Origin of the sequence: Vibrio chagasii (assembly GCF_002954585.1) — a bacterium.
Taxonomy (GTDB): domain Bacteria; phylum Pseudomonadota; class Gammaproteobacteria; order Enterobacterales; family Vibrionaceae; genus Vibrio; species Vibrio chagasii_A.
In genome coordinates, this window is the sequence record NZ_MSCI01000001.1 from 1,476,241 (window position 1) to 1,500,572 (window position 24,332).

At 43.3% G+C, this 24,332-nt stretch carries 19 protein-coding genes and 2 pseudogenes; 12 read left to right on the forward strand and 9 right to left on the reverse strand.

The window, feature by feature from the left end:
• Positions 1-170 precede the first annotated feature (170 nt).
• From putA to putP, 3 genes are all read left to right on the forward strand, one after another.
• The gene (gene putA / locus BTO10_RS06860; RefSeq protein WP_105024045.1) at positions 171-3,308 is read left to right on the forward strand and encodes a bifunctional proline dehydrogenase/L-glutamate gamma-semialdehyde dehydrogenase PutA; all 3,138 of its coding nucleotides are present in this window, start codon (positions 171-173) and stop codon (positions 3,306-3,308) included.
• Between the two features lie 11 nt (positions 3,309-3,319).
• Positions 3,320-4,024: a hypothetical protein gene (locus BTO10_RS06865; protein ID WP_004736898.1), complete on the forward strand. Its 705-nt coding sequence runs from the start codon at positions 3,320-3,322 to the stop codon at positions 4,022-4,024.
• Positions 4,025-4,180: 156 nt separating this feature from the next.
• A complete protein-coding gene (gene putP, locus BTO10_RS06870) occupies positions 4,181-5,671 on the forward strand; it encodes a sodium/proline symporter PutP (protein WP_105024253.1) in 1,491 nt (496 codons plus the stop codon).
• 650 nt (positions 5,672-6,321) lie between these two features.
• Here putP and BTO10_RS23440 read toward each other — a convergent pair.
• Positions 6,322-6,492 carry a hypothetical protein gene (locus tag BTO10_RS23440; protein WP_004736895.1) on the reverse strand — a complete coding sequence of 57 codons (171 nt, stop codon included), beginning with the start codon at positions 6,490-6,492 and terminating at the stop codon, positions 6,322-6,324.
• 278 nt (positions 6,493-6,770) lie between these two features.
• Here BTO10_RS23440 and BTO10_RS06880 point away from each other — a divergent pair, with 278 nt between their 5' ends.
• On the forward strand, positions 6,771-7,259 hold the full coding sequence (locus tag BTO10_RS06880) for an Lrp/AsnC family transcriptional regulator (RefSeq protein ID WP_004736894.1): 489 nt from the start codon (positions 6,771-6,773) through the stop codon (positions 7,257-7,259).
• A 111-nt stretch (positions 7,260-7,370) separates the two neighbouring features.
• Here the strand turns inward: BTO10_RS06880 and BTO10_RS06885 are convergent, their stop codons facing one another.
• Entirely contained in the window at positions 7,371-8,078 is a 708-nt protein-coding gene (locus BTO10_RS06885; protein ID WP_105024046.1) for a DUF445 family protein, read from the reverse strand.
• A gap of 746 nt (positions 8,079-8,824) precedes the next feature.
• Here BTO10_RS06885 and BTO10_RS06890 point away from each other — a divergent pair.
• Positions 8,825-9,100: an HU family DNA-binding protein gene (locus tag BTO10_RS06890; protein ID WP_063524878.1), complete on the forward strand. Its 276-nt coding sequence runs from the start codon at positions 8,825-8,827 to the stop codon at positions 9,098-9,100.
• Positions 9,101-9,397: 297 nt separating this feature from the next.
• On the opposite strand, the gene aphA is transcribed toward BTO10_RS06890, so the two are convergent.
• Entirely contained in the window at positions 9,398-10,087 is a 690-nt protein-coding gene (aphA, locus tag BTO10_RS06895; protein ID WP_105024047.1) for an acid phosphatase AphA, read from the reverse strand.
• 483 nt (positions 10,088-10,570) lie between these two features.
• Here aphA and BTO10_RS06900 point away from each other — a divergent pair, with 483 nt between their 5' ends.
• A complete protein-coding gene (locus BTO10_RS06900; RefSeq protein WP_105024048.1) occupies positions 10,571-11,335 on the forward strand; it encodes an SDR family oxidoreductase in 765 nt (254 codons plus the stop codon).
• Positions 11,336-11,452: 117 nt separating this feature from the next.
• Positions 11,453-11,864, forward strand: a pseudogene (locus BTO10_RS23975) (transposase); the annotation flags it as partial.
• Positions 11,865-11,917: 53 nt separating this feature from the next.
• Here the strand turns inward: BTO10_RS23975 and BTO10_RS06910 are convergent.
• Positions 11,918-13,525 carry an alanine/glycine:cation symporter family protein gene (locus tag BTO10_RS06910; RefSeq protein ID WP_105024049.1) on the reverse strand — a complete coding sequence of 536 codons (1,608 nt, stop codon included), beginning with the start codon at positions 13,523-13,525 and terminating at the stop codon, positions 11,918-11,920.
• Between the two features lie 127 nt (positions 13,526-13,652).
• Between BTO10_RS06910 and pdxR the strand changes: the two genes are divergently transcribed.
• Positions 13,653-15,143 (forward strand): MocR-like pyridoxine biosynthesis transcription factor PdxR, encoded by a 1,491-nt coding sequence (gene pdxR, locus BTO10_RS06915; RefSeq protein WP_105024050.1) that lies wholly within the window; start codon positions 13,653-13,655, stop codon positions 15,141-15,143.
• Here the strand turns inward: pdxR and BTO10_RS06920 are convergent.
• Entirely contained in the window at positions 15,127-16,512 is a 1,386-nt protein-coding gene (locus tag BTO10_RS06920) for an aminotransferase family protein (protein ID WP_219846853.1), read from the reverse strand. The genes pdxR and BTO10_RS06920 overlap by 17 nt on opposite strands.
• A 269-nt stretch (positions 16,513-16,781) precedes the next feature.
• Between BTO10_RS06920 and BTO10_RS06925 the strand changes: the two genes are divergently transcribed.
• The 4 genes from BTO10_RS06925 to BTO10_RS06940 all read left to right on the forward strand — a co-directional run bounded on the left by BTO10_RS06925 (position 16,782) and on the right by BTO10_RS06940 (position 20,417).
• Positions 16,782-17,537, forward strand: a complete 756-nt coding sequence (locus tag BTO10_RS06925) for a sulfite exporter TauE/SafE family protein (protein ID WP_105024051.1) — start codon at positions 16,782-16,784, stop codon at positions 17,535-17,537.
• Between the two features lie 17 nt (positions 17,538-17,554).
• Positions 17,555-18,925 (forward strand): sulfoacetaldehyde dehydrogenase SafD, encoded by a 1,371-nt coding sequence (gene safD, locus BTO10_RS06930; RefSeq protein WP_105024052.1) that lies wholly within the window; start codon positions 17,555-17,557, stop codon positions 18,923-18,925.
• 390 nt (positions 18,926-19,315) lie between these two features.
• A complete protein-coding gene (locus BTO10_RS06935) occupies positions 19,316-20,086 on the forward strand; it encodes an SDR family NAD(P)-dependent oxidoreductase (RefSeq protein ID WP_105024053.1) in 771 nt (256 codons plus the stop codon).
• A 91-nt stretch (positions 20,087-20,177) separates the two neighbouring features.
• On the forward strand, positions 20,178-20,417 hold the full coding sequence (locus tag BTO10_RS06940) for a hypothetical protein (RefSeq protein ID WP_105024054.1): 240 nt from the start codon (positions 20,178-20,180) through the stop codon (positions 20,415-20,417).
• Between the two features lie 28 nt (positions 20,418-20,445).
• Here BTO10_RS06940 and BTO10_RS06945 read toward each other — a convergent pair.
• The 4 genes and pseudogenes from BTO10_RS06945 to BTO10_RS06960 form a co-directional block, all read right to left on the reverse strand.
• Positions 20,446-20,798 (reverse strand): annotated as a pseudogene (locus BTO10_RS06945) (transposase); the annotation flags it as partial.
• A 78-nt stretch (positions 20,799-20,876) separates the two neighbouring features.
• Complete coding sequence (locus tag BTO10_RS06950; RefSeq protein WP_105024055.1) at positions 20,877-22,733, reverse strand: MFS transporter; 1,857 nt, start codon at positions 22,731-22,733, stop codon at positions 20,877-20,879.
• Positions 22,734-22,915: 182 nt separating this feature from the next.
• The gene (locus BTO10_RS06955; RefSeq protein ID WP_105024056.1) at positions 22,916-23,275 is read right to left on the reverse strand and encodes a hypothetical protein; all 360 of its coding nucleotides are present in this window, start codon (positions 23,273-23,275) and stop codon (positions 22,916-22,918) included.
• 9 nt (positions 23,276-23,284) lie between these two features.
• Positions 23,285-24,022, reverse strand: a complete 738-nt coding sequence (locus tag BTO10_RS06960; protein WP_105024057.1) for a helix-turn-helix domain-containing protein — start codon at positions 24,020-24,022, stop codon at positions 23,285-23,287.
• Positions 24,023-24,332: the final 310 nt, after the last annotated feature.

A 24,332-nucleotide genomic window follows, 5' to 3' on the forward strand; every position in this document is an offset into this window, starting at 1 on the left:
GGCATATTATATTAAAGTTTCATATGTGACATTGTGTTTGTTTTGTTAATAAAGCGAGTTTTTAGCAAAAAACTCGGAGTTTTTGACAAGTATTCCTTATATACTCTAAATACACTGCAGCCATTGTAGAGATCCCGGGCTAATTCCGGGTGTGAGATTAAGGAAAACGCATGTTTACAGCTACTGATGTGTTAAAGCCAGAATTCAACGAGCAGTCGCTTGATGATCTATGGTCGCTTATCTCACCATTGTATATGGTGGATGAAACCCAATGGCTAGAGCAACTTCTGCCACTAGCTACCCCTTCTGAGTCTGAAAAGCAGCAAATCACAGACAAAACGACTTCTTTGATCGAAGCTATCCGTGCGGATAAGACTTCTATCCAGATGATCGATGCGCTGTTGCTTGAATACAGCTTAGATACTCAAGAGGGCATCTTGCTGATGTGTCTGGCGGAAGCCTTGATGCGTATTCCTGATTCAGCAACGGCTGATGCACTGATTCGCGACAAGCTAAGCGTTGCGGATTGGAAGTCTCACCTAAAGAATTCTGATTCTGTTTTTGTTAACGCTTCGACTTGGGGCTTAATGCTAACAGGCAAGGTGGTTGGACTTTCATCGAACGAGCAGAGTGCTGGACAAGCGGTTAACCGTCTAGTGAACAAGCTTTCTGAGCCGGTAATTCGTAAAGCGATGCACCAAGCGATGAAAGTGATGGGTCACCAATTTGTTCTTGGCCGTAGCATTGCTGAAGCGCAAAAGAACGGTAAGTCTATGCGCGACAAAGGCTTTACCTACTCTTACGACATGCTAGGTGAAGCGGCACTGACCACAGCTGACGCAAATAAGTACTTTAAAGATTACCTAATGGCGATTGAAGCCGTAGGCCGAGACACTTATGTCTCTTCAAAATCTAGCCCTGCGCCATCTGTGTCTATCAAGCTTTCTGCACTTCACCCTCGTTACGAAGTAGCGAATGAAGACCGTGTACTAACTGAGCTATGCGACACGCTAGAGCAGTTACTGCGTCGTGCGATTGAGCTTGATGTAGCGATCACGATTGATGCAGAAGAAGCGGATCGTCTAGAGCTTTCGCTTAAGTTATTCGAAAAACTGTACCGCAGCGAGCTAGTGAAAGGCTGGGGTAAGTTTGGTCTGGTTATTCAAGCGTATTCAAAGCGTGCGCTACCAGTTCTAGTTTGGCTAAACCGCCTAGCAAAAGAGCAAGGTGATTTAATCCCACTTCGCCTAGTTAAAGGTGCTTACTGGGATAGCGAGATCAAATGGTCGCAACAAGCAGGTTTCGATAATTACCCAGTTTACACACGTAAAGAAGCGACTGATGTAGCTTACCTAGCGTGTGCGCGTTACCTATTGAGCCCAAGTGTTCGTGGCAATATCTTCCCGCAGTTTGCGAGCCACAATGCTCACACGGTTTCTGCTATTGCAGTGATGACAGACCATAAAGACTTTGAATTCCAACGTTTACATGGCATGGGTGATTCACTTTACAACCATGCAATGGAAGCTTACCAACAGTCGGTACGTATCTACGCGCCAGTTGGTAGCCATAAAGATCTACTGCCATACCTAGTACGTCGTCTGCTAGAGAACGGTGCAAACAGCTCGTTTGTACACCGTTTGGTTGATGCTCGTTGCCCTGTGGCAGAGCTAACACAGCACCCAGTCGACATGCTTTTGGCATTCGATACTTTGAACAACACTAAGATTCCTCTGCCGCCAGCGGTATTCCCTGAGCGTAAGAACTCATACGGTGTGAACATTGATATTGAAAGCGAAGCGCATCAGTTTGAAGAGCAAGTAAAAAGCTTTTTGAACAATCAATGGACTGCTGGACCTGTGATCAACGGTGAATCTCTTGCCGAAAGCATGATCAAGGCTGATCAGAATGTTGAACAAGTAACAGCACCTTACGATCGTCGTATTAACGTGGGTCAGGTGGCTTTCGCAAACCTTGATCATGTTTCCGCAGCGATCACTGGTGCAGACGCAGCATTTGCTGATTGGAATGCGACATCAGTTGAAACCAAAGCCGCTGCGCTTGAGAAGCTGGCTGATTTGATGGAAGAGAACCTAGCTGAGCTGGTGGCAATCTGTCACCAAGAAGCGGGTAAGACTATTCACGATAGCATTGATGAAGTGCGTGAAGCGGTCGACTTCTGTCGTTACTACGCAAAACAAGCGAACAACCTACAAGGTTTTGAGCTAAAAGGCTTTGATGGTCTAACTCGAATCGCTTCGCGACAAGGTCGTGGTGTATTCGTTTGTATCAGCCCATGGAACTTCCCATTGGCAATCTTCCTTGGCCAAATTACCGCTGCACTAGTGGCGGGTAACACGGTTGTGGCGAAACCTGCAGAGCAAACAAGCTTGATTGCAGCTCGCGCGGTTGAACTGATGAATGAAGCGGGTTTCCCTGCTGGCACGATTCAACTTCTACCTGGTCGTGGTGCTGAGATCGGCAGTGCGTTAACTAGCCATGATGCGATTGCGGGCGTTGCCTTCACGGGCTCTACACCAACTGCACAACGCATCAACGTGTCGCTGGCAAGTCGCAACGCTAAGCCAGTGCCGTTTATCGCGGAAACTGGTGGTCAGAACGCGATGATCGTTGACAGTACTGCACTGCCTGAACAAGTGGTTCGTGATGTTATTCGTTCTGCCTTTGCTTCAGCTGGTCAACGTTGTTCAGCGCTACGTGTGCTTTACATTCAAGAGGACATTGCAGACCGCGTGATTGGATTGATTCACGGTGCGATGGATGAGCTAAGTGTTGGTATTCCACATCTTCATAAAACGGATGTGGGCCCGGTTATCGACCAAAACGCGAAGCAGAAGTTGATGACGCACCTAGAAAACATGACCAAGACCCAGAAGAAAGTGGCTCAACTTTCTCTAGGAGCGGATTGTGAACATGGTGATTTTGTTCCACCAAGTGCATTTGAAATCGATGACATTAGCTGTTTGAAAGAAGAGCAGTTTGGTCCTGTGCTGCATATCGTTCGCTTCAAAGCGAGTGAACTGGCGCAAGTGGTAGACCAAATTAACCAAACCGGTTTTGGCTTAACCATGGGTATCCACAGCCGTAACGAGACAACTTACCGTTGGATCGAAAAACACGTTCGTGTGGGTAACTGTTACATCAACCGTGACCAAGTTGGCGCTGTTGTTGGTGTACAACCATTTGGTGGTCAAGGCTTGTCTGGTACTGGCCCTAAAGCGGGTGGTCCTCACTACCTATACCGCTTTACTGATGTTCATTTCTCTCAATCACAAGACAAGGCATAAGGAGCAGTATCATGGTTCATCAAGTGACAGGTTTTTCTGATGCTTTCTTGGCGTGGGAACAATGGAATCTTACCGACTTTGATCATAAGAGTGCTCAGGTACTTGCATTCAAATCAGAGATCGAAAGCCAATCTACGTCTTTGGCGGCAGTGGCAACTTATCACCTAGAGCAAGCGTCTGCGCTGCTTTCTGAGCAGCACTTAATGGCTGGCCCGACTGGTGAAACAAACGAGCTGTATGCTGCAGGTCGCGGTGTGGCTTTGGTAATTGTTGATGATTGCCAAGACAAAGAGCCAGCACTGCAAACAGCAACCGCGATGATTACCGCAGCACTATTAGCGGGTAACAGCGTGCAACTGTGCAGTGATGACGTGCAATTCAACACGTTGATCGCTGATGCGGCGAAACAAGCGAATCTACCGACGAACTTGGTGCAGGTTGCTTCGTACGACGCGGCTCAACAGCTGCTGTCTTGCGATGTACGTAGCGCAGGTTACGTAGGTAATTCACAAACGGCTCAAGCTATCAATTTACAACTTGCTAAGCGTGACGGTGCCATCGTCAGTTTAGTAGCTGAAACGGATCTGACAGCAATGCATGTTGCTCACGATCCACACCTATCGCTGCGCTTCATTACCGAGCGTACGCGAACTATAAATATAACAGCCGTGGGCGGTAACGCGACCTTGCTCGAACTTGGAAGCGAAGCTCACTAACCTTCAGTAACATTGGCTCTAAGCACTTTTGGTTTTCTCCCTCAGTGCTTTGGAGCCAAAATCCCCAACTCAATGTAATGGCTTGCCTTTATTTAGGTGAGGGCATGGTATTGGGTTAGGCATGGAAGGCTTTTTACAAATGAGGACTATCTAATGATAGAAAACAGTTTTGCAATAACGACGACGTTCATTGCGTATCTAATTATGATGCTGGCAATCGGTGTTATTGCTTACAAACGTACTTCTAGCTCTACAGACTACTTCCTTGGTGGTCGTTCGCTAGGCCCATGGCCTGCAGCACTTTCTGCTGGTGCATCAGACATGAGTGGTTGGCTACTACTTGGTCTACCGGGTTACGCTTACGCTGCTGGTTTTGAAGCATTCTGGCTTGCTGGTGGCCTGCTAGTGGGTACTTGGGCGAACTGGTTAATCAGTGCTAAGCGTCTGCGTACTTACAGCATTACGACAGAGTCACTGACCCTACCTGAGTTCCTATCTCGTCGTTTCAATGATAATTCTAAGCTGATCCAAACAATTTCTGCTTTCTTTATCCTTTTATTCTTCCTTTTCTACACAAGTTCTGGCTTGGTAGCAGGTGGTAAGTTGTTTGAAACGGTATTCGGCCTAGATTACACAACAGCGGTAATTATCGGCACTGTATGTGTGGTTTCTTACACGCTATTTGGTGGCTTCCTTGCGGTATCTTGGACGGACTTGGTTCAAGGTCTACTGATGTCTGCTGCGCTATTGATTGTACCAATCGCAGCGATGAATGGCGGTCTTGGTCAGCTATCGACTGATCTTCACAACATCAACCCAGAGCTGCTAACGCTATGGAATGATGCGAAAGGTGAGCCACTGTCTGCTATCGCGATCATTTCGCTAGCGGCTTGGGGTCTTGGTTACTTCGGTCAGCCACACATCCTTGCTCGTTTCAAAGCAACACGTACTAATAAAGACCTAGCAACAGCGCGTCGTATCGCTGTGGTATGGACAGCACTGTCTATGGTTGGTGCAATGCTAGTGGGTCTGGTTGGTCTTATCTACGTGACTAACTCTGGCGCGCCGAAGCTAGACGATGGTGAGAAGATCTTCATGCTTCTTGTTAACGCGATGTTCCACCCAGTAATCGCAGGTATCCTACTGGCGGCTATCCTTGCTGCAATCATGAGTACTGCGGATTCACAACTTCTTGTATCTTCATCTGCAATGGCAGAAGACCTTTACAAGCAAGTGCTTAAGAAAGATGCGACATCTGAAGATATCGTTCGTGTAGGTCGCTTTGCGGTAATCATTATTTCTCTTATCGCGCTATTCCTAGCGATGACGCCAGACAGCTCTGTACTTGGCCTTGTATCTTACGCTTGGGCTGGTTTTGGTGCGGCATTTGGTCCAGCTATCGTGATGAGCCTTTACTGGTCTCGTATGAACCGTAACGGCGCTCTAGCGGGTATCGTGGTTGGTGGTGTGACTATCGTACTTTGGAAACAGTTCACGGGCGGTTGGTTCGACGTTTACGAAATCGTACCAGGAATCATCCTATCGACTATCTCTATCGTTATCGTGAGCCTAATTACTGGCGAGCCAGAAGACGAAGTGAAAGCGCAACACGCTGAGTTCGAGAAGAAGCTAGTAGAGCTAGACTAATTTACATTGTAAAAATACAAGTGAACTAGCAAAAGATATTAATTTAGAACAATAGAGTCACTTCGGTGGCTCTATTTTTTTGACCACTCTCTAATGCTCGCGACTTCTTGCTCATCGATATTCAATGACTCCAAAAACTCTTGGTGAGCGGTTGGTTCCATCTTTTTTGAAGCGATCGGATCTTGCGTGAGAAGGGAAAGATTAACTTGCTCAATGGCGTGTGATGTCAAAAAATGAAACAGAAAAGTGGCTAATTTTTGAACTTGACGCTCACTTTTGTTATTAGCTCGGTGAATTGTGGAACCGAATTGGACATGATGTGTCAATTGTCAGTAATCACTAAAGACCTATAGGACAAAGGTATGCCTGATCTCTATTGCAAAGGATGTAAAAAAACAACACTACATAAGTCTATAATGAAACGTTGTGAATCAGAACCCGAGACAGCCTCTGGCCGTATGTTGCAATGGACCTCAAAGCTATTTAGTGGCAACTTATATTACGATATGGAAACGCAGCACTTTTGTCGTACATGCAATTGCCGTTGTGAAACTGGAAGTTCAGTTCCTCAAGTAGGCTTAGCTTAGCTGATAGTAAGCGCTTACTAACTCATATCAAAAAAAACCTCCGTTTGGGAGGTTTTTTGTCATTTAAGCTGCTTTAAGCGCGATCTCGCTGTTAATGGCATTGCCATCAATTTTTACTTCCCATCCGTAGTTTGAGTATTCATTAGCGAGTGCTTGAGCCACATCTTTTGACACTGTTACGTGTGTCCATGAGCCGATACCGTAGGGTTTATATGCGAGTTCTTGTGTTTTCATAATAGAGTCATCCTTTCTCTTTGATAATTATATTATTCACTTTGCCATATATCCTTTCTTTCGTTTCTGGCTCAACTTATTTGTTTATCGGGTCATTTCTATAATAATTTGTTAATAACCAGAGTTTGATTTATAAGGGTTGTTATCGATTTGTGTGGATTTATATTTAGTGTGAATGCGACTTGCGCGTTTAGTTTTTAAATGTGTGAGCGGGGTTTTCTTCGATCGCTCTAGGTATGGAATATACTGAGCCGAATTTAGAATGTTTAAGGAATGTTATGTCTCAGCATCAGCTTGATCGTATCGATAAAGAGATACTAAGAATTCTGCATATGAAAGGACGCTTGCCTGTGGTTGAGTTGGCCAAGCAAGTTAACCTAACCACCTCTCCTTGCTCTGATAGATTGAAGCGATTAGAAAAAGAGGGTTACATCACGGGTTACCACGCTGAGCTGTGTTCCGAGAAGTTGGGGCTCGATGTACAAGTCTTTATCCATATTCGTCTCGACCAAACCAGCTTTTCAATTTTTGATAAATTTGCCCAAGCCGTGGAAATGATGCCAGAGGTGGAAGAGTGTTACTCGTTGTCGGGAGACTTCGACACCATGATTAAGGTTCGAGTGAAAGACATGAAGGCGTACCAAGCATTTATGGCCACCAAGTTAGGTACTTTGCCTGGCGTGATTCAGACACGCAGTGAAGTGGTGATTGAAGAGCATAAAAAGGGCTTTGGTGTGAACCCAGAGCTGTTAGCGACTTTAACTTAGCGCGCTTCTAACTTGACCCAGTTTGATAGATATAAAAAATGGAAGCCAATGAGCTTCCATTTTTTGTGACTGCCAGAAAGGGGCAATCAGATAAGTATGGTCATAGACGATTTACAGTGTAATCGCCGCTGAAATAAGACCAATCACACCACCGAATACACCACCCCACACGACAAGCCAGCCAAGGTGTTTCTTGATCATGGTTTGAACCATCTCTTTTACCAGTTTCGGTGTCAGTTCATTCAAACGCTGGTCGATGATAGCTTCAATGTTCTCTTTGATTTCATCCATCATCGCTGGTGACTCCAGCTCTTCTTTGATGGCATTCTTCACTGAATCACTCTTGCTGATTTCGATAACAGATTCTTGCATCTTCTCAACAAATGGCGCTTTCATTGGCTCTAATGCTTCTGTACCACCAAACATTGCGAGCATGCCGCCAAACTGTGAGTTCTCGATAACGTTAACCAGTGAATCAAATGCTGGATTGAAATCGATTTTCTTAATCACAGGCTCTAGGTTCAGTGATTGGCCACCGCTCATTTCGCTGCTTAGGAAGCGGTCGATGTTACTCTCAGTAAAGAATTGCTCCATCATCAGTTGTTTGATGGCTGCTTTGAACTCTTCAAAGCGTGCTGGAATAACGCCAGAACCGTATAGGCCGGGTACTTTCTCGAACAACATGTGAATCGCAAGCCAGTTGGTGATGGCACCAGAAAAGGCGAATAGGCCCGCGTAAAGTAGGTATTGATTTGCTGTCGTATAGCCGCCAGCAAGCAGTGCTAACGCGATGACGTTAGTTAAGACACTTTTGTTCATGGTTGATCTCTAGAAAGAATATTGCGCGCATTTTAAGAAAAAAACGCCAAGAAAAAAACAAAAGGATCGATGAAGTTGAAGGAACAGGTGGGAAAGAGCGCTGAACTACGGGCATAAGAAAGGCTAGCCTCCCCCCGAAGTCTAGCCTTATTCCAGAACGCGCAAGCGAAGCCGTCTTGGTTTGTTAAAGTCATTATATAATTACGACATAACATTCTGCCATGTGTAATTCACCGCTATGTAGCAAATTGGTGTGAAGTGCGCCGCACTTTTAAAATAGCATATAAATTAATCGCTACTATTTTTGAGCAAGATAATACGCCATAAAAGCCATCAGTTTATTAAATCTAATACCATCAAAGGAAGGCGTGTATCTTCTCGGAACAAGCATAAGTAGTTGCAGAATGTTCTATCGAGACAGTTGTCATCTTACCGGAAATTTCCCCTCTACACTGATAGAGTGATATCTACTGGTGCAAAGAAAATATTGGCTTCATACCTTTCCTGATTTCTATACCAGGGCTAACTGTAAGGTTAGGTTGTTATATGAAAGACAAACTCACAATAGGCCAAAAATATCATAGAACTACATTTTATGTTTGGCACTTTTATAATACAAACTGTATAAAAAACATATAGATCGAGTGTTGGGCTATATTTAGAAATTTCCATTTTTGTTCTTGCATTAATTGTCAGCAGATACTAAACAATAAGTAGTGATACCACTATTTAAGGAAAAATAGCATATGAATAAGTCTCAACTAGTTGATCAAATTGCGCTGTCAGCGGATATATCAAAAACGAAGGCTGAAAAGGCTTTGAAAGCTGTTATGGAAAGTGTGAGCCATGCGCTCTCTAATGGTAATGAAGTTGCGCTGGTCGGATTTGGTACATTTAGAGTTAACGAGCGTGCTGAACGTAAAGGGCGTAATCCGAAAACAGGTGAAGAAATAACGATTGCGGCGGCAAAAGTTCCGACATTTAAAGCTGGAACAAAACTGAAGGCGGAATGCAACGCTTAAATGCGGTCTACCTAAATTCTAACTTTAGCTAGTAAAAACATACATCGAGAAAAGGCTGTCAAAAGGCAGCCTTTTTAGTTTAACGAGTCCAATTATTATTAACACTTACCTGATCTTCAACGTAGGACAATCATGTAAGCAACGGTCTGTATACTTTTGATCATCCATGCTTACTTATCTTACTTGGGTTTCCCATAACCTTCTTTTGTTCATAATCAAACGAAGCCATTGCTATGGTCAGAAAGCACTCGCTATGACGCGTGATTTGAATTCAGTCTAAGAGAGGTCACACCCACTTCAGTAGTTTGAGTCAATTAGAACTTCTTCGCCATACCTACCTGCCTGAGGCAGCGGAGTATAGGTTGTTTGTGCGCCTCTTAGAAAGCGTATAGCTTTTGCGCCTGCTTCACGAGAGCTGGTGATATCTTCGTCTGAATCACCGTAGTATTGGGCAATTTTTGCCATTTTAAGTTGTTTTACCTTATCTAAAGAGCCAGAGAATATGACGGGTTGAATTTGTTCCCTGTATTCTTTTGGAAATATATTGCGTAAGGTTTCGGTGATAGTTTCTTGTCCTTGAGGAGCAGTGCGGCCAGTAATGAAGTATATGGTATCACCGTGTTTTAGGTGCATTGATACTATTTCTACCGCTGACTTTTTTGGGATAGAAAAACGGTCAAGACCCGTAGAAGCCTCATTCCAAAAATCTTGGTTTTTTAGGTAATTAAAAGAGTCCGGAGAATATTTTTGTTTACCGTAATGAAAAACAGGACTTGAGAACAACATAGTATCATCAATATCTAAACCAACATTAATTGGGTGCTTAGGAAGCTCTGAAGCAATCTTGTCAACAGTTGTCCAACTGATATCCGAGTAATGCGTTAGTGCTTGTTTTGAAAGAGTATGCATATCTATGGTTGCATTAGTATTGGCGAGTACTGATACCGAAAAAAGTGAGCTAAGTACAATGATGGTAGACGTCTTCATTTTTAATCCTAGTAAGAGTTTGTATGCTTGTGGCTTAGGTTTCAATCGATCTTACATCTTTTATTATGCTGTGCATTCGCTCAAAATTAGTTTTTATTAATGGCTTTTCAAAGTGTCTTGAAATCCTGTGTTTCATCGTTGTCTATTCACTTTTTGTTCTGAAGTTTTTAGATCCGATGAACTTACCGTTTGGTGAACATTGATGTAAATCGAATTGATTTAAGTCGTATCTTGAGGTGTCCGTACTGAAACCTTCCGAAGTTCTATCTCTAAATTATATTTCGATTCACATAACAGATTGATGTAAATTGAGTTTTATAATGTATGCCAGCATCATAGCTCTGATGACATTTAAACCAAGGAAAACAAATAGAAATACCAAACCTTCCCTTAAGTTAAACCTAAATTAGTGGAACTTGAAATAAGTCATCAATCAGAAACCACATTATTGAAAGTTCTTTCATAATTAAATTGGGTCAAAAAATGAAAAAAATATTGATCACTTGTGCTACCAGTAATATTGGCTCAGCTCTAGCTAAAAGATTGGCTGCAGACAACAAGCTTTATCTTGCCGCTCGAGATACAGCTAAATTGGACAATATTGTCGATACCGTCGTCACATCAGGGCATCATAGTGTACTGGCACATCACCTGGACTTCTTCGACAAAGGATCTATCGACCTGTGTGCAGACTCCATTATTGAGTTTGGTGGGCTGGATGGATTAGTTTTTATCATTCCAAGGATTCCGCCTTCTAATAGTGTATTTCCGGACGATGAGGCTTGGAGAGACTTGTACGAAAAATATTTTATATTACCTTTGAGGCTTATCAAAAAGCTTGCTAATCACTCACGATTAAACAGTGGGTGTAAGATCGTGTTGATTTCCGGTCTAAGCTCAAAGAGTGCTCTAACACATTATTCTACAAATAATTGTCTGAGAAGTGCTTGGGTTGGACAAGCAAAAACGATGGCGTTGTATTTAGCCTCTCAGAACATATCTGTGAACACTATTTCACTCGGAGGTGTCATGACTGAGAGTTACACTCAAAAGATGCGAGATAAAGCAGAGGCTCAAGGGGTCAGCTTTGAAGAATTTATGGTTAGTGAAGTTGCAAATATCCCACTGAAAAAGTATGCCACGGTAAACGATGTTACAGAATCTATAGTTGCCTTGTTAGGTCCATTAGCGAATCATATGACAGGACAAAATATTTTGTTAGATGGTGGTTTTAACAAGGCGTATTGATTGAATTATCTTAAACTTGTGTGGACTCAGAGGTAGCTTTTCAACGGCTCCTTTGAGAGTGTCCAGAATTCTGTGTAGCTGTCTAGACTTTAGCCTCAAAGGCTAAAGATTGACAATATGGTTAAGAGAGCACTTGAAGCTTTTGCTCGTGAAGCAACAAAGTCAATTGAGACAGAATCTGATCTTGATGACTCTTGAAAACTGTTAACCAAGGTTACCGTTGAAACGGCCTTAAACGCTGAACTCGATGGGCACCTTGGATAGCAAAACCACGAATTTAGAGTGAGTTCCAACTCCCGCAACGGCTAATAGGGTAAGTTAATCCTCGCGATCGTGAAGCTAGTTTTTAGCCTCAACTCGTCCGCAAACACCCAACTCACTTTCAATCCATGGATCACAATATATTAAGCTTGTGCGCAAAGAGCATGGCCACACGTGACATCGTCGCAACGTTCAAGGAAATGTATGATGCTGATTTCTCACCAACGCAGATATCAAAAGTAACGGGCTCGGTGCTGATTAAGTGATTTAATGTCAGTCGCGACCTCTCGACGATATTTACCCTACTGTCTCAAAGCGCGATTAGTCAGATGATGTCATAGTTTTATGGCTTGGTTGAACATCTATGCTATTGCCTAGAAGACGGTAATTTACGATCTCTCCAAGCTTAATTCGGTTTAGATAGTCTTCGACTTCGTGTTTAACTAACGGGGCAAACAAATAAAGACCGATGACGTTAGGCAACGCAATTAGAAATACTAGGGCATCAGAGAACATCAGTACAGCATCGAGATGGAGCATGCTGCCTAGAGCAACAAACCAACAGAACATAAGTTTGAATAAAAATTTTGAGTGACGCTTCTCACCGAAGAGATACGTCCACCCCTTCAACCCATAGTATGACCATGCAATGGTAGTTGAAAAAGCAAATAACAGAGCTGCAATTGCTAGTGGATAAGGGGCCCAAGTAAAATGATGTGCAAAGACAGCCGAAGTTAATTCAATACCGACAAGGTCACCATTAATCAGGCCGGCTGGATAAGCAGTAGAAATCACCACCAGGGCGCTCAGAGTACAAATAACAACGGTGTCAATCAGTGGTTCAAACAAGGAGACTAGGCCTTCAGAAGCTGGTTCCTCTGTTTGTACCGCCGAATGGGCAATGGATGATGAGCCTATTCCGGCTTCATTAGAGAATACGGCCCGCTGGAATCCAACTATGATGGCTCCAATTGCACCACCAGTGGCACTTTCTAGGCTAAAAGCGTGTAAGAATATGAGTGATACAGCACTTGGTAAGTGCTCTACGCTTTTGATAAGAATAATGCAGGCAGAAATCACATAGAGAATAGCCATGATCGGAACAAGTTTGGCGGTTACCTTAGCGATGGAACTGATACCTCCAAGAATGACTAGAGCTACTAGCACCGCCATAATCAAACCAAACAGCCAACCTTTATCGGCAAAGAAGCTTTGGCTTTCTCCTGTGATAGCCAGTAACTGTGAATAGGCTTGATTTGATTGGAACATGTTGCCAATTCCTAAGCACCCAATAACAAGAGCAAGTGCATAAAAGCTTCCTAAACATTTACCTAAAGTCGGGTAGTTACGACTTTTTAAATAATGCTCAAGGTAGTACATAGGGCCACCTGAAATACTGCCATCTGGATTTACTTTTCGGTACTTTACACCCAAAGTACACTCAACTAGCTTGGTCGACATACTGAGAAAGCCAGCCATGATAAGCCAGAAAGTTGCGCCTGGTCCGCCAATAGTGATTGCTACGGCGACGCCACCAATATTACCAATCCCGACGGTCCCTGATATTGCAGTGGCAACAGCTTGAAAGTGAGAAATTTCCCCCGTTGCTCTTGGGTTGGTGTAGTCGCCTCTAATTAATCGAAATGCTGTTGCCAAACCACGTAAATTAACAAAATTCAAATAAAAGGTGAAAAAAACAGCGGCAACGCTTAGCCAGAGAACAATGATGGGCACTGAGTAACCGAATAAGTTTATTTTGTAGAAAACGATTGAAGAGAGTTGGTGTGCGATAGGAGAAATGATGGAATTGACTTGCTGATCAAAGTTAAGTGCTTGAGCAGAGTTTGTGGCCAAAGCGGGAGAAGACAAACTTAATGGTACAAACCAAGCTAGTACTCGAAAGGCTTGATTAAGTGGATGTAGATGCATTGCTTAAAGTCCTGCGTTATTAACGGCATAGGATTCATCTTAGATAAAAGATCCGAATACTATTAGAGCCAGAAGTATGTTAAAAATGGGGCCAGTAAGTTGCTAAATTGTTGATAGTATTAATAAAATGAAACATTTGTTTTACATGGAGTTTGACGAAGGTGCCAGTCTACAAACTCAGATTAAGAATATGATCACCTCCAGCATTCTCGATGGTCACATTAGTTCAGGTGCACCATTACCTTCATGTCGAGAGCTAGCAAAAACGCTTGGAGTTTCCCGTAATACTGTGGTTCTTGCTTATGAGAGGCTGATTGAGGAAGGGTATGCAATTGCCAAAGAGAGAAAAGGATTCTTCGTCCACTCTACTTATGACGAGAATCTAGTGGCAAGTCACTCCTCTTTACCGTCAAGAGGATCGAATGTTAATTGGGATAATAAGCTTAAACTTATGCCGTCTCAGCAACATCTTTTTTATAAACCGGATGCTTGGAAACAGTGTGAATACCCATTTATTTATGGGCAACCTGACCCTGATTTTTTTCCTGTTAGGGAATGGCGCGAGTGCACTCAGCGAGCTGCACAGACTTTGCATGCAAAAGAGTGGCTTCAAGACCGTTTCGATGAAGATGACTCGTTACTAATTGATCAACTTAGGACTCGTATTCTTGCTCGCCGAGGAGTTCGTTGTAACAAAAATGAGATCTTGCTTACGGTGGGTACCCAGCATTCATTATATCTACTGAGTCAATTGCTCGGAGGCGATCACGCTTGTCTCGGGTTAGAGACTCCTGGTTATTCCGATGTTCGTCACATTTTTGATCTTAACCAAACACAACTTCGTGAGTTGGACGTAGATGAAGGTGGGTTGGTCGTGAACCAAAAGATTGATGGTTGTGACTATGTATTTGTAACGCCCAGCCATCAATCACCTACAACTGTCACCATGCCGCTTGAGCGTCGCCTTAAGCTGTTGCAAAAAGCGGCTGACCATGATCTTGTGCTTATCGAGGATGATTACGAATGCGAGCTTAATTTTCATTCAGCGCCAACTCCGGCACTGAAGAGTCTAGATAATGAAGGTCGGGTCATTTATATAGGTAGTTTGTCAAAAACACTCGCTCCGGGCTTGAGAGTTGGCTACTTGGTTGGGCCAGAAGCCTTAATACGTGAAGCTCGTGCGCTGCGGCGATTAATGATGCGTCACACTCCATCGAATAATCAACGCGCATTAGCACTTTTTCTAGCTGGCGGGTACCACGATACTTTAGTACACAGACTGACGCTTAGATATTCTGAGCGTTATGAGGTGCTAAAAACAGCCTTACAAGAGTTTCTTCCTTGCGTGGAATTAACACCATCATTAGGCGGAAGTGCGATTTGGCTTAAAGGAGCTCCAGGTTTAGACTGTGTCCGTTTACAAAGAGAAGCGTTGAAACATGGTGTCTATATCGAGACTGGAATACAGCACTTTCATCAACTGTCCAATAACGAATATGAGGCAAGCCGATATTTCAGGTTGGGGTTTTCTCTGATAAAGACGGACCGTATTCGAGATGGAGTCCGTCTTTTATCGTATGCGGTTGATCAAGTGCTTTCGACTACAACGCTGGCGTGAGTATTTTCTCTTCTACTTCTGTCAGTGCCTTGTCGATTGCTTGTGCTATCAGGTCGATCTCGTATTGCTGAGTAATAAGCGCAGGACTTAAACACAAGGTGTTATTGAGTGTCTGGAATGAGCGATTCGTTCTGCCAATAATAACGCCTTGTTTTAGGCAGTTAGCCGCAATGGCAGCACTTATACTCTCATCAACAGGTTGCTTGGTTTCTTTGTCTGTTACAATCTCGAGGCCGACGAAGAGACCTTTACCACGTACATCACCGACAATGGGGTGTTTTTTCTGTAACTCAAGCATCTTTTCTTTCAGGTATTCGCCTTGTATCCGTGCATTGTCGACCAAGCTTTCTCTTTCTATGATCTCTAGATTAGCTAGTGCAGCGACAGGCCCTGCAGTACAACCACCAAACGTAGAAATGTCGCGGAAAAAATCCATACGGCTGGTTGTATCTTGATCATGGATCAATTGATAAATACGCTCCGTGGTTACCGTGCATGAGATAGCGGCATAACCTGATGCAACACCTTTAGCCATAGTGACGATATCAGGCTGTATGCCGTAATGCTGATAGCCAAACCACTTACCAGTTCGGCCAAGGCCACATACGACTTCATCGATGTGCAGTAGTACATCATATTGGTGACATATTTCTTGTACACGTTGCCAGTAGCCAATTGGTGGCTCAATAACACCGCCTCCTGCCGTAATAGGCTCAAGGCAAATAGCGCCAACGGTATCAGGCCCCTCTCTCAGTATTACTTTTTCAATTTCATCGGCCGCTTTAAGACCATAATCTTCCATTTCGCCCCATTGAGAACGATACTCACAGCAGTGAGGTACGCTAACAAATCCAGGAGTAAATGGCCCGTATTGATCGCGCCTTTCTTCTTGGCCTGTTGCGCTTAAGCACGTAATCGTTGTGCCATGATAGTCGCGCTCGCGATAAAGTATCTTGTACTTTTTTCCGCCATATTTTTTTGCAGCAATTTGCCTTACTAGTTTAAATGCTTTCTCGTTGGCCTCAGAACCAGAATTTGAGTAATAAACACGGCTTAGTCCGGGCATTTTCTCAAGGAGCTTTTTGGCAAAGCGCCCAGCGGGCAGGTTACCAGCGGTTTGCGCAAAGTAGTTCATAGTCACTAATTGGTCTCTAACGGCATTCGCGATCTCTTCGCGGCCGTAGCCAACATTGACACACCAAACGCCACCCGAGACAGCATCTAAGTATTGTTTGCCGTGGACATCCCAGACATACATACCTTGGCCTTTTTCGATCATCATAGGCGTAGCTTGGTGTGGCTTCATATGGTGCCAGACGTGTTCATTGTTGCTGTCAACCAGTGATTGAATATCCATGTCCTTCATCATCAGCTCCTTAAGATTACTACTTTTTATAACGGATTAACTTTGATACTCGATGAATGAACCATTAGGTCAGGTTAACTCACCATTGCTTAGTTAAGGTGTTGTGCGTGTGAATAAAGTTTACAGATCAATGTGACGAGTTGAGTAGAGCCAGATGTGGATAGTTTTAAGTCCAGTTCTGGTACCAAAAAAAATGCTTGTTGGCTCTACGCTCAATGGGTTAGGTCACTTACATTAATGGTTCTGTTTATGACTGGGTAGTAAAACAAGCAATGGACGTTATTTCTCTGTCAACCACAACCCTAGCTTTAACTACCTTGGTGGTGGTTTTGGCTTCTGTGCTATCGAGTTTGACAGGGAGTGCTGGTGGTATCTTGATGTTCACTGGCATGAGTGTATTCATTCCAGTGAGGCCATTAATTGCAATTCATGCATCCATTCAGATTGTGGGGAATGGCATTCGTGCTTGGTTATTGCGTCGTGAAGTTTCTGCCAAAATGTGCATACCATTTTGTATTGGTGCTTTGATCGGTGCTGCGTTGACGACCAGATTGATGGTTGAGCTAGTAAGTGATTTGTTTGCCTTATATCTATTACTAATACTGATTGCTTATACATTGTTTAAACCCAAAAAACTGCCGATGTTAAAGATAAAAGATCGGAGTTTTTTTTGGGTAGGGTTGGCAGCAGGAAGTTTAGGAATTATTGCGGGTGCAGTTGACCCTTTGCTTACGGCATTTTTCATGCGTGATGATTTGTCAAAGGAAAGTATTGTTGCCAACAAGTCTATCATGCAGCTTTTTGTCCACTTAACCAAAATACCGGCATTTCTCTATCTTGGCTTTTCATTCTCTGACAATGCGGGGCTGATTGTAATTTTTGCTCTGGCTGCTTTTTTAGCAACAAAGCTAGGAGTGTTCCTACTGACTAAGGTAAACACAGCCTTATTCTTACGTTTGATGTGGTGGGCACTGCTAATATCTGGCGGGCAATTGGCCTATCAAATTATCACCATACACCTTAACTAGAATAATAGGAAAGACTTATGACATTGGCTTATCAGGTAAAAAACCCTTATACACAAGAGAGCATTGGTCAATTTCACTTTAGTTCAAAAGAAGAAATTGCAAATTGTTTTGCCATCCTTCATGAGGGGCGTGAAGTACAGTCGAAGCTAAGGGCTTTTCAGCGTTCTGATATTTTGCGTAGATTAGCGGGTTTATTAGAAACCCATGCTGAATCTTTAGCATCAATGATAACGCAAGAAACAGGAAAAACGATCGCAGATAGCCGAATCGAGTTGACGCGTGCTATTAATACCACCATTGCTTGCAGTGAAGAAGCACGTCAAATCCAAGGTGAAGTGCTGGACTCCGATGCCTATGCACCTGCGAGGGGCAAAACTGGTGTTGTTCGTTACACTCCTATCGGTACCGTGCTATGTATTACACCTTTTAATTTCCCTATTAATATAGCAATGCACAAAATTGGCCCAGCTTTTGCTGCAGGCAACCGGATTATTTTTAAACCAGCACCGATTAACCATGGTTCAGCAGCAAAGTTGGTCGAGCTTTGCTACGAAGCGGGCATCCCAAAAGAAGTGCTGCAGCTTCTTGTGCCAGATATTGATCAAATGGCTGGGCTAGTGAGTCATCCAGACGTTAATGCGGTGAACTTCACCGGAGGTCATCCAGCGGCTGAAGCTATCGCTGCCCACGCAGGTTATAAAAAAATGCTGTTTGAATTAGGAGGCAGTGATCCACTCATTGTCATGCCTGATGCAGATCTTGAAGCTGCGGTTAATGCTGCTATTCAACAGCGTTTTGCTACGGCAGGTCAGCGCTGTACTGCTGCGAAACGTTTGTTTGTCCACCAAGACATATATAATGAATTTCGTGACTCACTTTTGAGCGCGAGCAGTGAGCTTGTTGTAGGTGATCCAGCTAAAGAAGCGACTTTTGTCGGGCCGCTTGTCAACGAGCAATCCGCTATTCAAATACAAGATGTGATTGATCAAAGTGTGAAAATGGGTGCCCACATTGTTCTTGGTGGACAAAGAGAAGGCAATATTGTTTTTCCGACCATATTAGAGAATGTGACAGATGATAGCCCAGTGATGACAGAGGAAGTGTTTGGCCCGGTTATTCCATTGCGTGAGTTTGCGTCTATCGATGAGATTATTCCTGTTATCAATAGTAGTGATTATGGTCTTCAGGCTGGTGTATTTACTCATGACTTGAGAACAATAAATAGGTTGTTCGATGAGCTAGATGTGGGGACTCTTGCGGTGAATGACGGTCCTGGATTTAGAGCAGAGCACTTTCCATTCGGAGGGGTGAAGAATAGTGGTATTGGTCGAGAAGGAATAAAGTATGCGATAAGAGAAATGTCTATTACTAAAACACTAGTGTTATAAATATTTATCTATGGTGTGTTGATGTAGTTTGGACATTAGATTACGCAACTTCACTCATTTATGGGTAAGTTAAGCAAAAGGTAACTCGTTTTATCTAAATTAAAGCCCGTGAAGTTTTAACGGGCTTATCGGACAATACTTCACAGGCTTCGATTTTGAGAGCGATACTCATTTTTATAAAAATAATTTTATAACCTATGTTTTTGATAAATATGGGTTTTTATTGAAAGCAACCTACCTATCTACTGGTAGGTAGGTAAAGTTGTTGACGCGAAACCGATCCGATCTTAAAGTACACCCACTGACGAGGAGATGGTCTCTACTACTCCTCCATTTTTTTGAATAATAAACCTACCTATTGGTAGGTAGTTTTGAATTAAGGATTTCATTATGTTTAACACATCTTCTATTGCACTAATTGTTGGCGGTTCTTCTGGTATGGGTAAAGCAACAGCAGAGCGACTGCTTAAGTCTGGTGTGCCTGTAATGATTCTCTCTCATGACAAACAGAATCTTGCTGAAGCAAAATTGGATCTGGAATCAACCACGAATGGTCATGTTGAAACGGCTCAGGTTGATTTATACGACTCTTCTGCTGTTCAAAGCTTTATTGAACAGTTAAATGCAGAAAAACGTCACATTGGCTACTTGGTGAATGCGGCTGGTTTCTTCAAACCTGTCGATTTCCTTGAGCATTCTGAGCAAGATTACGACCTTCAGTTAGATATGAACCGTGCTTTCTTCTTCATTACACAAGCCGTTGCGAAAAATATGAAACAGCACGGTGGTGGCGCAATTGTAAACATCGGTTCTATGTGGGCACATCAAGCAATTAAAGCAACGCCTTCTTCAGCTTACTCAATGCAGAAAGCGGCACTACATGCACTAACAAAAAACTTGGCCATTGAACTAGGTGACCACGGTGTACGTGTAAACGCAGTGGCTCCAGCAGTCGTGATGTCAACAATTTATAAGTCATTCATCGCTGAAGATGAGATTGAATCTGCACTACAAGGCTTTAACGATTTCCACCCAATCGGTCGAATTGGTTCTACAGACGATGTTGCTGATGCAATTGAATACCTACTATCGAATAAGTCTTCTTGGGTAACGGGTACGATTCTAAATGTCGATGGCGGCGTGATGGCGGGTCGAAACTAAATTATTTACGATTTTTCAAGATGTGGCAGTTGTTTCAATAAAGAAATACTGTAACCAAACGAATAAAAATTAGAAATAGAAAGGCTAATGTATGCGTAAGATAATTGCACTTGGATTAATGGCTACTTCAATGAATACTGTTTTTGCTGCAGATGGGGCTTATACAGGAACTATTGATACGACAAAGAGCAAAGGCAATCAAGTAAAGGTAGAGCGTGTTAAGGTTGATTTTATTCTTAAAGGAAGAAATAAAGCGTCAAATGGCGGTTTGAAATTTAGTTCGAATGCTTCACATGACCAAAAATTCCAATTGAAAGGTCGTCGTGATTAACGCTAAATCATGCCATGAAAATACTGTGCCGTCGGGTGCAGTTTTTTCGTTTTGTGATTAGGGGGAGAACTTCGGCATCGGTTACGTGAGATAAGCTCAGCTCTGCTGTGCTATTTCGTGGGGGGGAGTATCTACTGCGATGTGCAGCTTACGCCATACTCTGCGTATCCCGTCAGTTCTATGCTTCTTGACTTTACATTCACCTTCGCCATTAACCTTGAGAACAGTGACATCAATGGCTAGGTTTTGTATCACACCTCTGGTTTTAGTTTTAAATGAAACCTCAACATCTTTAGATCGACGGCTTATACAGGTGTAGTGTGGGCAAACCAGCGGAATGTTAGCCAGCTTAAATACGGAGTTTAGAAAACCTTGCAGCGCTTAAGATGATGATTTTCATAATATCTCCTAGATTTATGACGTTAATTTTATCCTACTAAATCCTCCATAGCACTACTGTCAGCGAATTAGTAAATCATGCACTTCTTTTTGTAACAAATGGCGATCTAACGTGGTTGGTTGTAATAGCTCACCAATATTGACTTCGATACGAGACCAAAAACGAGTCGGGCGCTTAGTTAACGCGTGTCCATTTTTATGGCTGAAGAAAGAGCCCCATAAGCCCTTTAACGCCATTGGAATCACGGGTACAGGTTTTCTCTTTAAAATCTTCTCAACACCGGGTCTGAACTCGCCCAGTTCACCATTTGAGGTCAAACGACCTTCAGGGAAGAGACAAACTACTTCATCGTTACTAAACGCTTGCTCAATCTGTTCGAAAGCTCTTTTGTAAGTCTCTGCACATTTGCGTGGAGAGCAGATTGGGATAACTCCAGCATGACGAAAAACGTGTTTAAGAACAGGTAGCTCACTGATTGACTTGTCCATCACGAATCGAACAGGGCGGGTTGATGTACCCATTAGAATCAAAGCGTCCACATAGCTTACATGGTTTGCCACAATCAGGGCAGCGCCTTGCTCCGGGATATGCTGACGACCGCTTACCGAAACTCGGTACAGGCAGTGGCTTAGCAAGTAGCTAATAAAGCGCTGAGTAAACTCAGGTACTTGACGGTAAACATAGATGGCTACGATGAAGTTACCGACGGCCAAAATCGCAAATAGCTCAACAATAGAGAACTCAAAAACACTTAACACCAAGATAGAAACAGCAGCGGAAGCGACCATAAACAGTGCGTTCATGATGTTGTTTGCCGCAATAGATTGAGCACATTCGCCTTCTTCTGAACGCGATTGGATAAACGCATAAAGGGGAACAATAAATACACCTCCGCTCACACCTACCAAGAACAAGTCGATCATCACTCTAATATGCGAAGACTGAGCAACAAAGCTTTGTACGTCGTAATATTGGCTTGGGAAAGATTCGATTGCAGGCACTGCCCATAAAAGGTCGGTACTGAAAATCGTTAAGCCCAAAATACCAAATGGTAGAATACCCAGTTCAACTTGATTGAAAGACAGCTTTTCACACAACCATGAACCCGTCGCGATTCCAACTGAGAATAGAGCTAACAGCAGAGAAACCACAGTGCTGTCTGCAAATAGGTGTTCGCGAGCAAAGTTCGGGAATTGAGTTAGGTAAGTCGCACCCATAAACCAGAACCAACTGATCGCGAGAATAGACATCCAAATACCGCGTTGTTTTTGTGCCAGTTTGAGTGTTTTCTTCAAACCAGTAATAGGTTCGAATTTTACTTTGTCACTTTTCTTACTTGGCAGAGAAGGGATGTTAGCGCTGCTTAAAAAGCCTAGAAGTGAAAGCGTAATTACAATGCAAGAAGCGATAATCATGCCGTTTGGGACTGCAAGCAGAAGACCTGCGCTTAATGTACCAATCAGGATAGAAAGGAAAGTCCCAATCTCAACCCAAGCATTACCTTTCACTAGATCATCCGATTTTAGCGCTTGAGGAAGTAGAGCGTATTTCACAGGGCCGAAGTAAGCCGATTGAGTGCCAGTCATGAAGAGTAGCACCAGCATTAGGATAGCACTCTGCGTCATGATAGCCGCCGCAGCACAACTCATGATCACCAATTCAATAAGTTTTAAGCGGCGGATTAGCTTAGCTTTGTCCATGTTGTCGGCAATCGCACCAGCGTGAGCTGAAAACAGAAAGAAGGGGAGAATAAATAAGCCAGCCGCAAGGTTAACAAAAAGATCGACCGACATCGGTAGTGAATCAATTTGACTGTAGGTCACCATCAGCAAGAGAATATTTTTGTAGATATTGTCGTTCAGTGCACCAAGGCACTGAGTAACGAAATAGGGGAAGAATCGTTTAGTAAAAAACATGCTGGCTCCGTAGGGGCAAAATCGCGTTGAGATGGGAGCACTTTAATGGCTGAGCTTTAGGAAACTAGCGTAAAGAAAAGAGTTACGTTATGAGAAACCAAAAGTAACACTTTGCGATACTTCTGGTTTCATTAACTTGAGATATTGAACGGATAGGTGCTTTTATACGTTACGAGATTAGCTTAATGTCGGAACCAGACGCTGAGCATTCTCAATGTAACGAACAAGATAAAGCCAGACAGTCCAATAAAGCCCAAGGTGATGAGATAAAAGAACAGACGCACTAAGCGAGCTTTCATTCGTTTGAAAAAACCGAGGCTTGGTGTAAGTTCAGGAACATGCTGAAAGCTTGAGATCATCACCCAAGCTGCAAGCGCCCACAACGCCGTTACGCCACTCGGAATAAGATAAGACTCCCCAACCACATCAGAAAGTTGCAAGAGTGTGGCAATGAACACCGCAAAACCAGCAAATGCAACCAACATAAACAAAGGGAGAATAGGTCTTGTCTTGATAGATAGGCTTTTGAGTTTATCGAGCATCAGTTCTTCCTATTTACGTTCCCAAGGGTTAAACAGCGGGAACGTCCAACGACGCATCGCAATCACCAGAGAGGTACCGTGCTTCTCGTTCATTTCCAGTGAATCGTCGCTTTGACAGATCGTATAAAACTCATCAATGACCTTTTGTAGCTTCTGCTGCATCTTCTTATTGGTTGGCAAGCTCATGAGGCCTGTTGCCATCACCAGCTTTTCACCCTCGGCAGAGAAATGGCTTTGGAAAAAGGCTTCTTGAACTTGTTGTTGGAAGAAACGCTGAATAGGGCCGCCGGTATGCCAACGAAAAGTAGGGGAAATACGCAGACGAATCTTATTGCCAGGTAGCAGGTCAATAATATTGAGGCGGTCGAGTTGGGCGAGCTTTTGTATCAGCTCTAACTCATCAAAGGTGTACTGTTCAATGATCTGTTCGAAGCGATAGCCATTTACTACACAGACAGCGACAAGCAGCAGGCCCTTATCGTCGACCAGTTGCTTTTCTTGTTCTAGCGTGAGTGACTCCAGCCCTTTGTTGTGTGCCGCAGCCAGCTTAAATAGCTCAGACATCTCCAAACCAATTAGTTGACAGATACGCTCCAATCGATCGAGGCTAATTTGACTGCCTTCTGCCAATAAGCGCTTTATGGAGCCCTCGCTTAACTCCAAATGTTGTGCAACATCGACATAGTGCAAGCCATACAGCTTGAGTTGGCGTTTGAGTTCTTTGATAAGGTCTTGACTTTCTGACATATTAACCTTTACTCCTCAGTGTAATTATTCTAGCGAGATTGATTTACTGTTCAATGTTCTCGATTCGCATATTCGACTATCTCAAGCGCTGTATCCAGTTGATACTGTTCAATCTAAGCTGGATATTCTTACACACGACAGCGTTAATCTAAAAGAAATCGACCCAATGATGAGTGTGGACTAATTATTTATCTGGTCGGTGATAATTGCGATTAATTGGGGGAAAAAAGCCCTTTTGCAGTGTTGCAAAATGTAACTCACATGATTCAATATGCTCGGTAATTATCGTCTTTATCGATTGGAAAGAAAG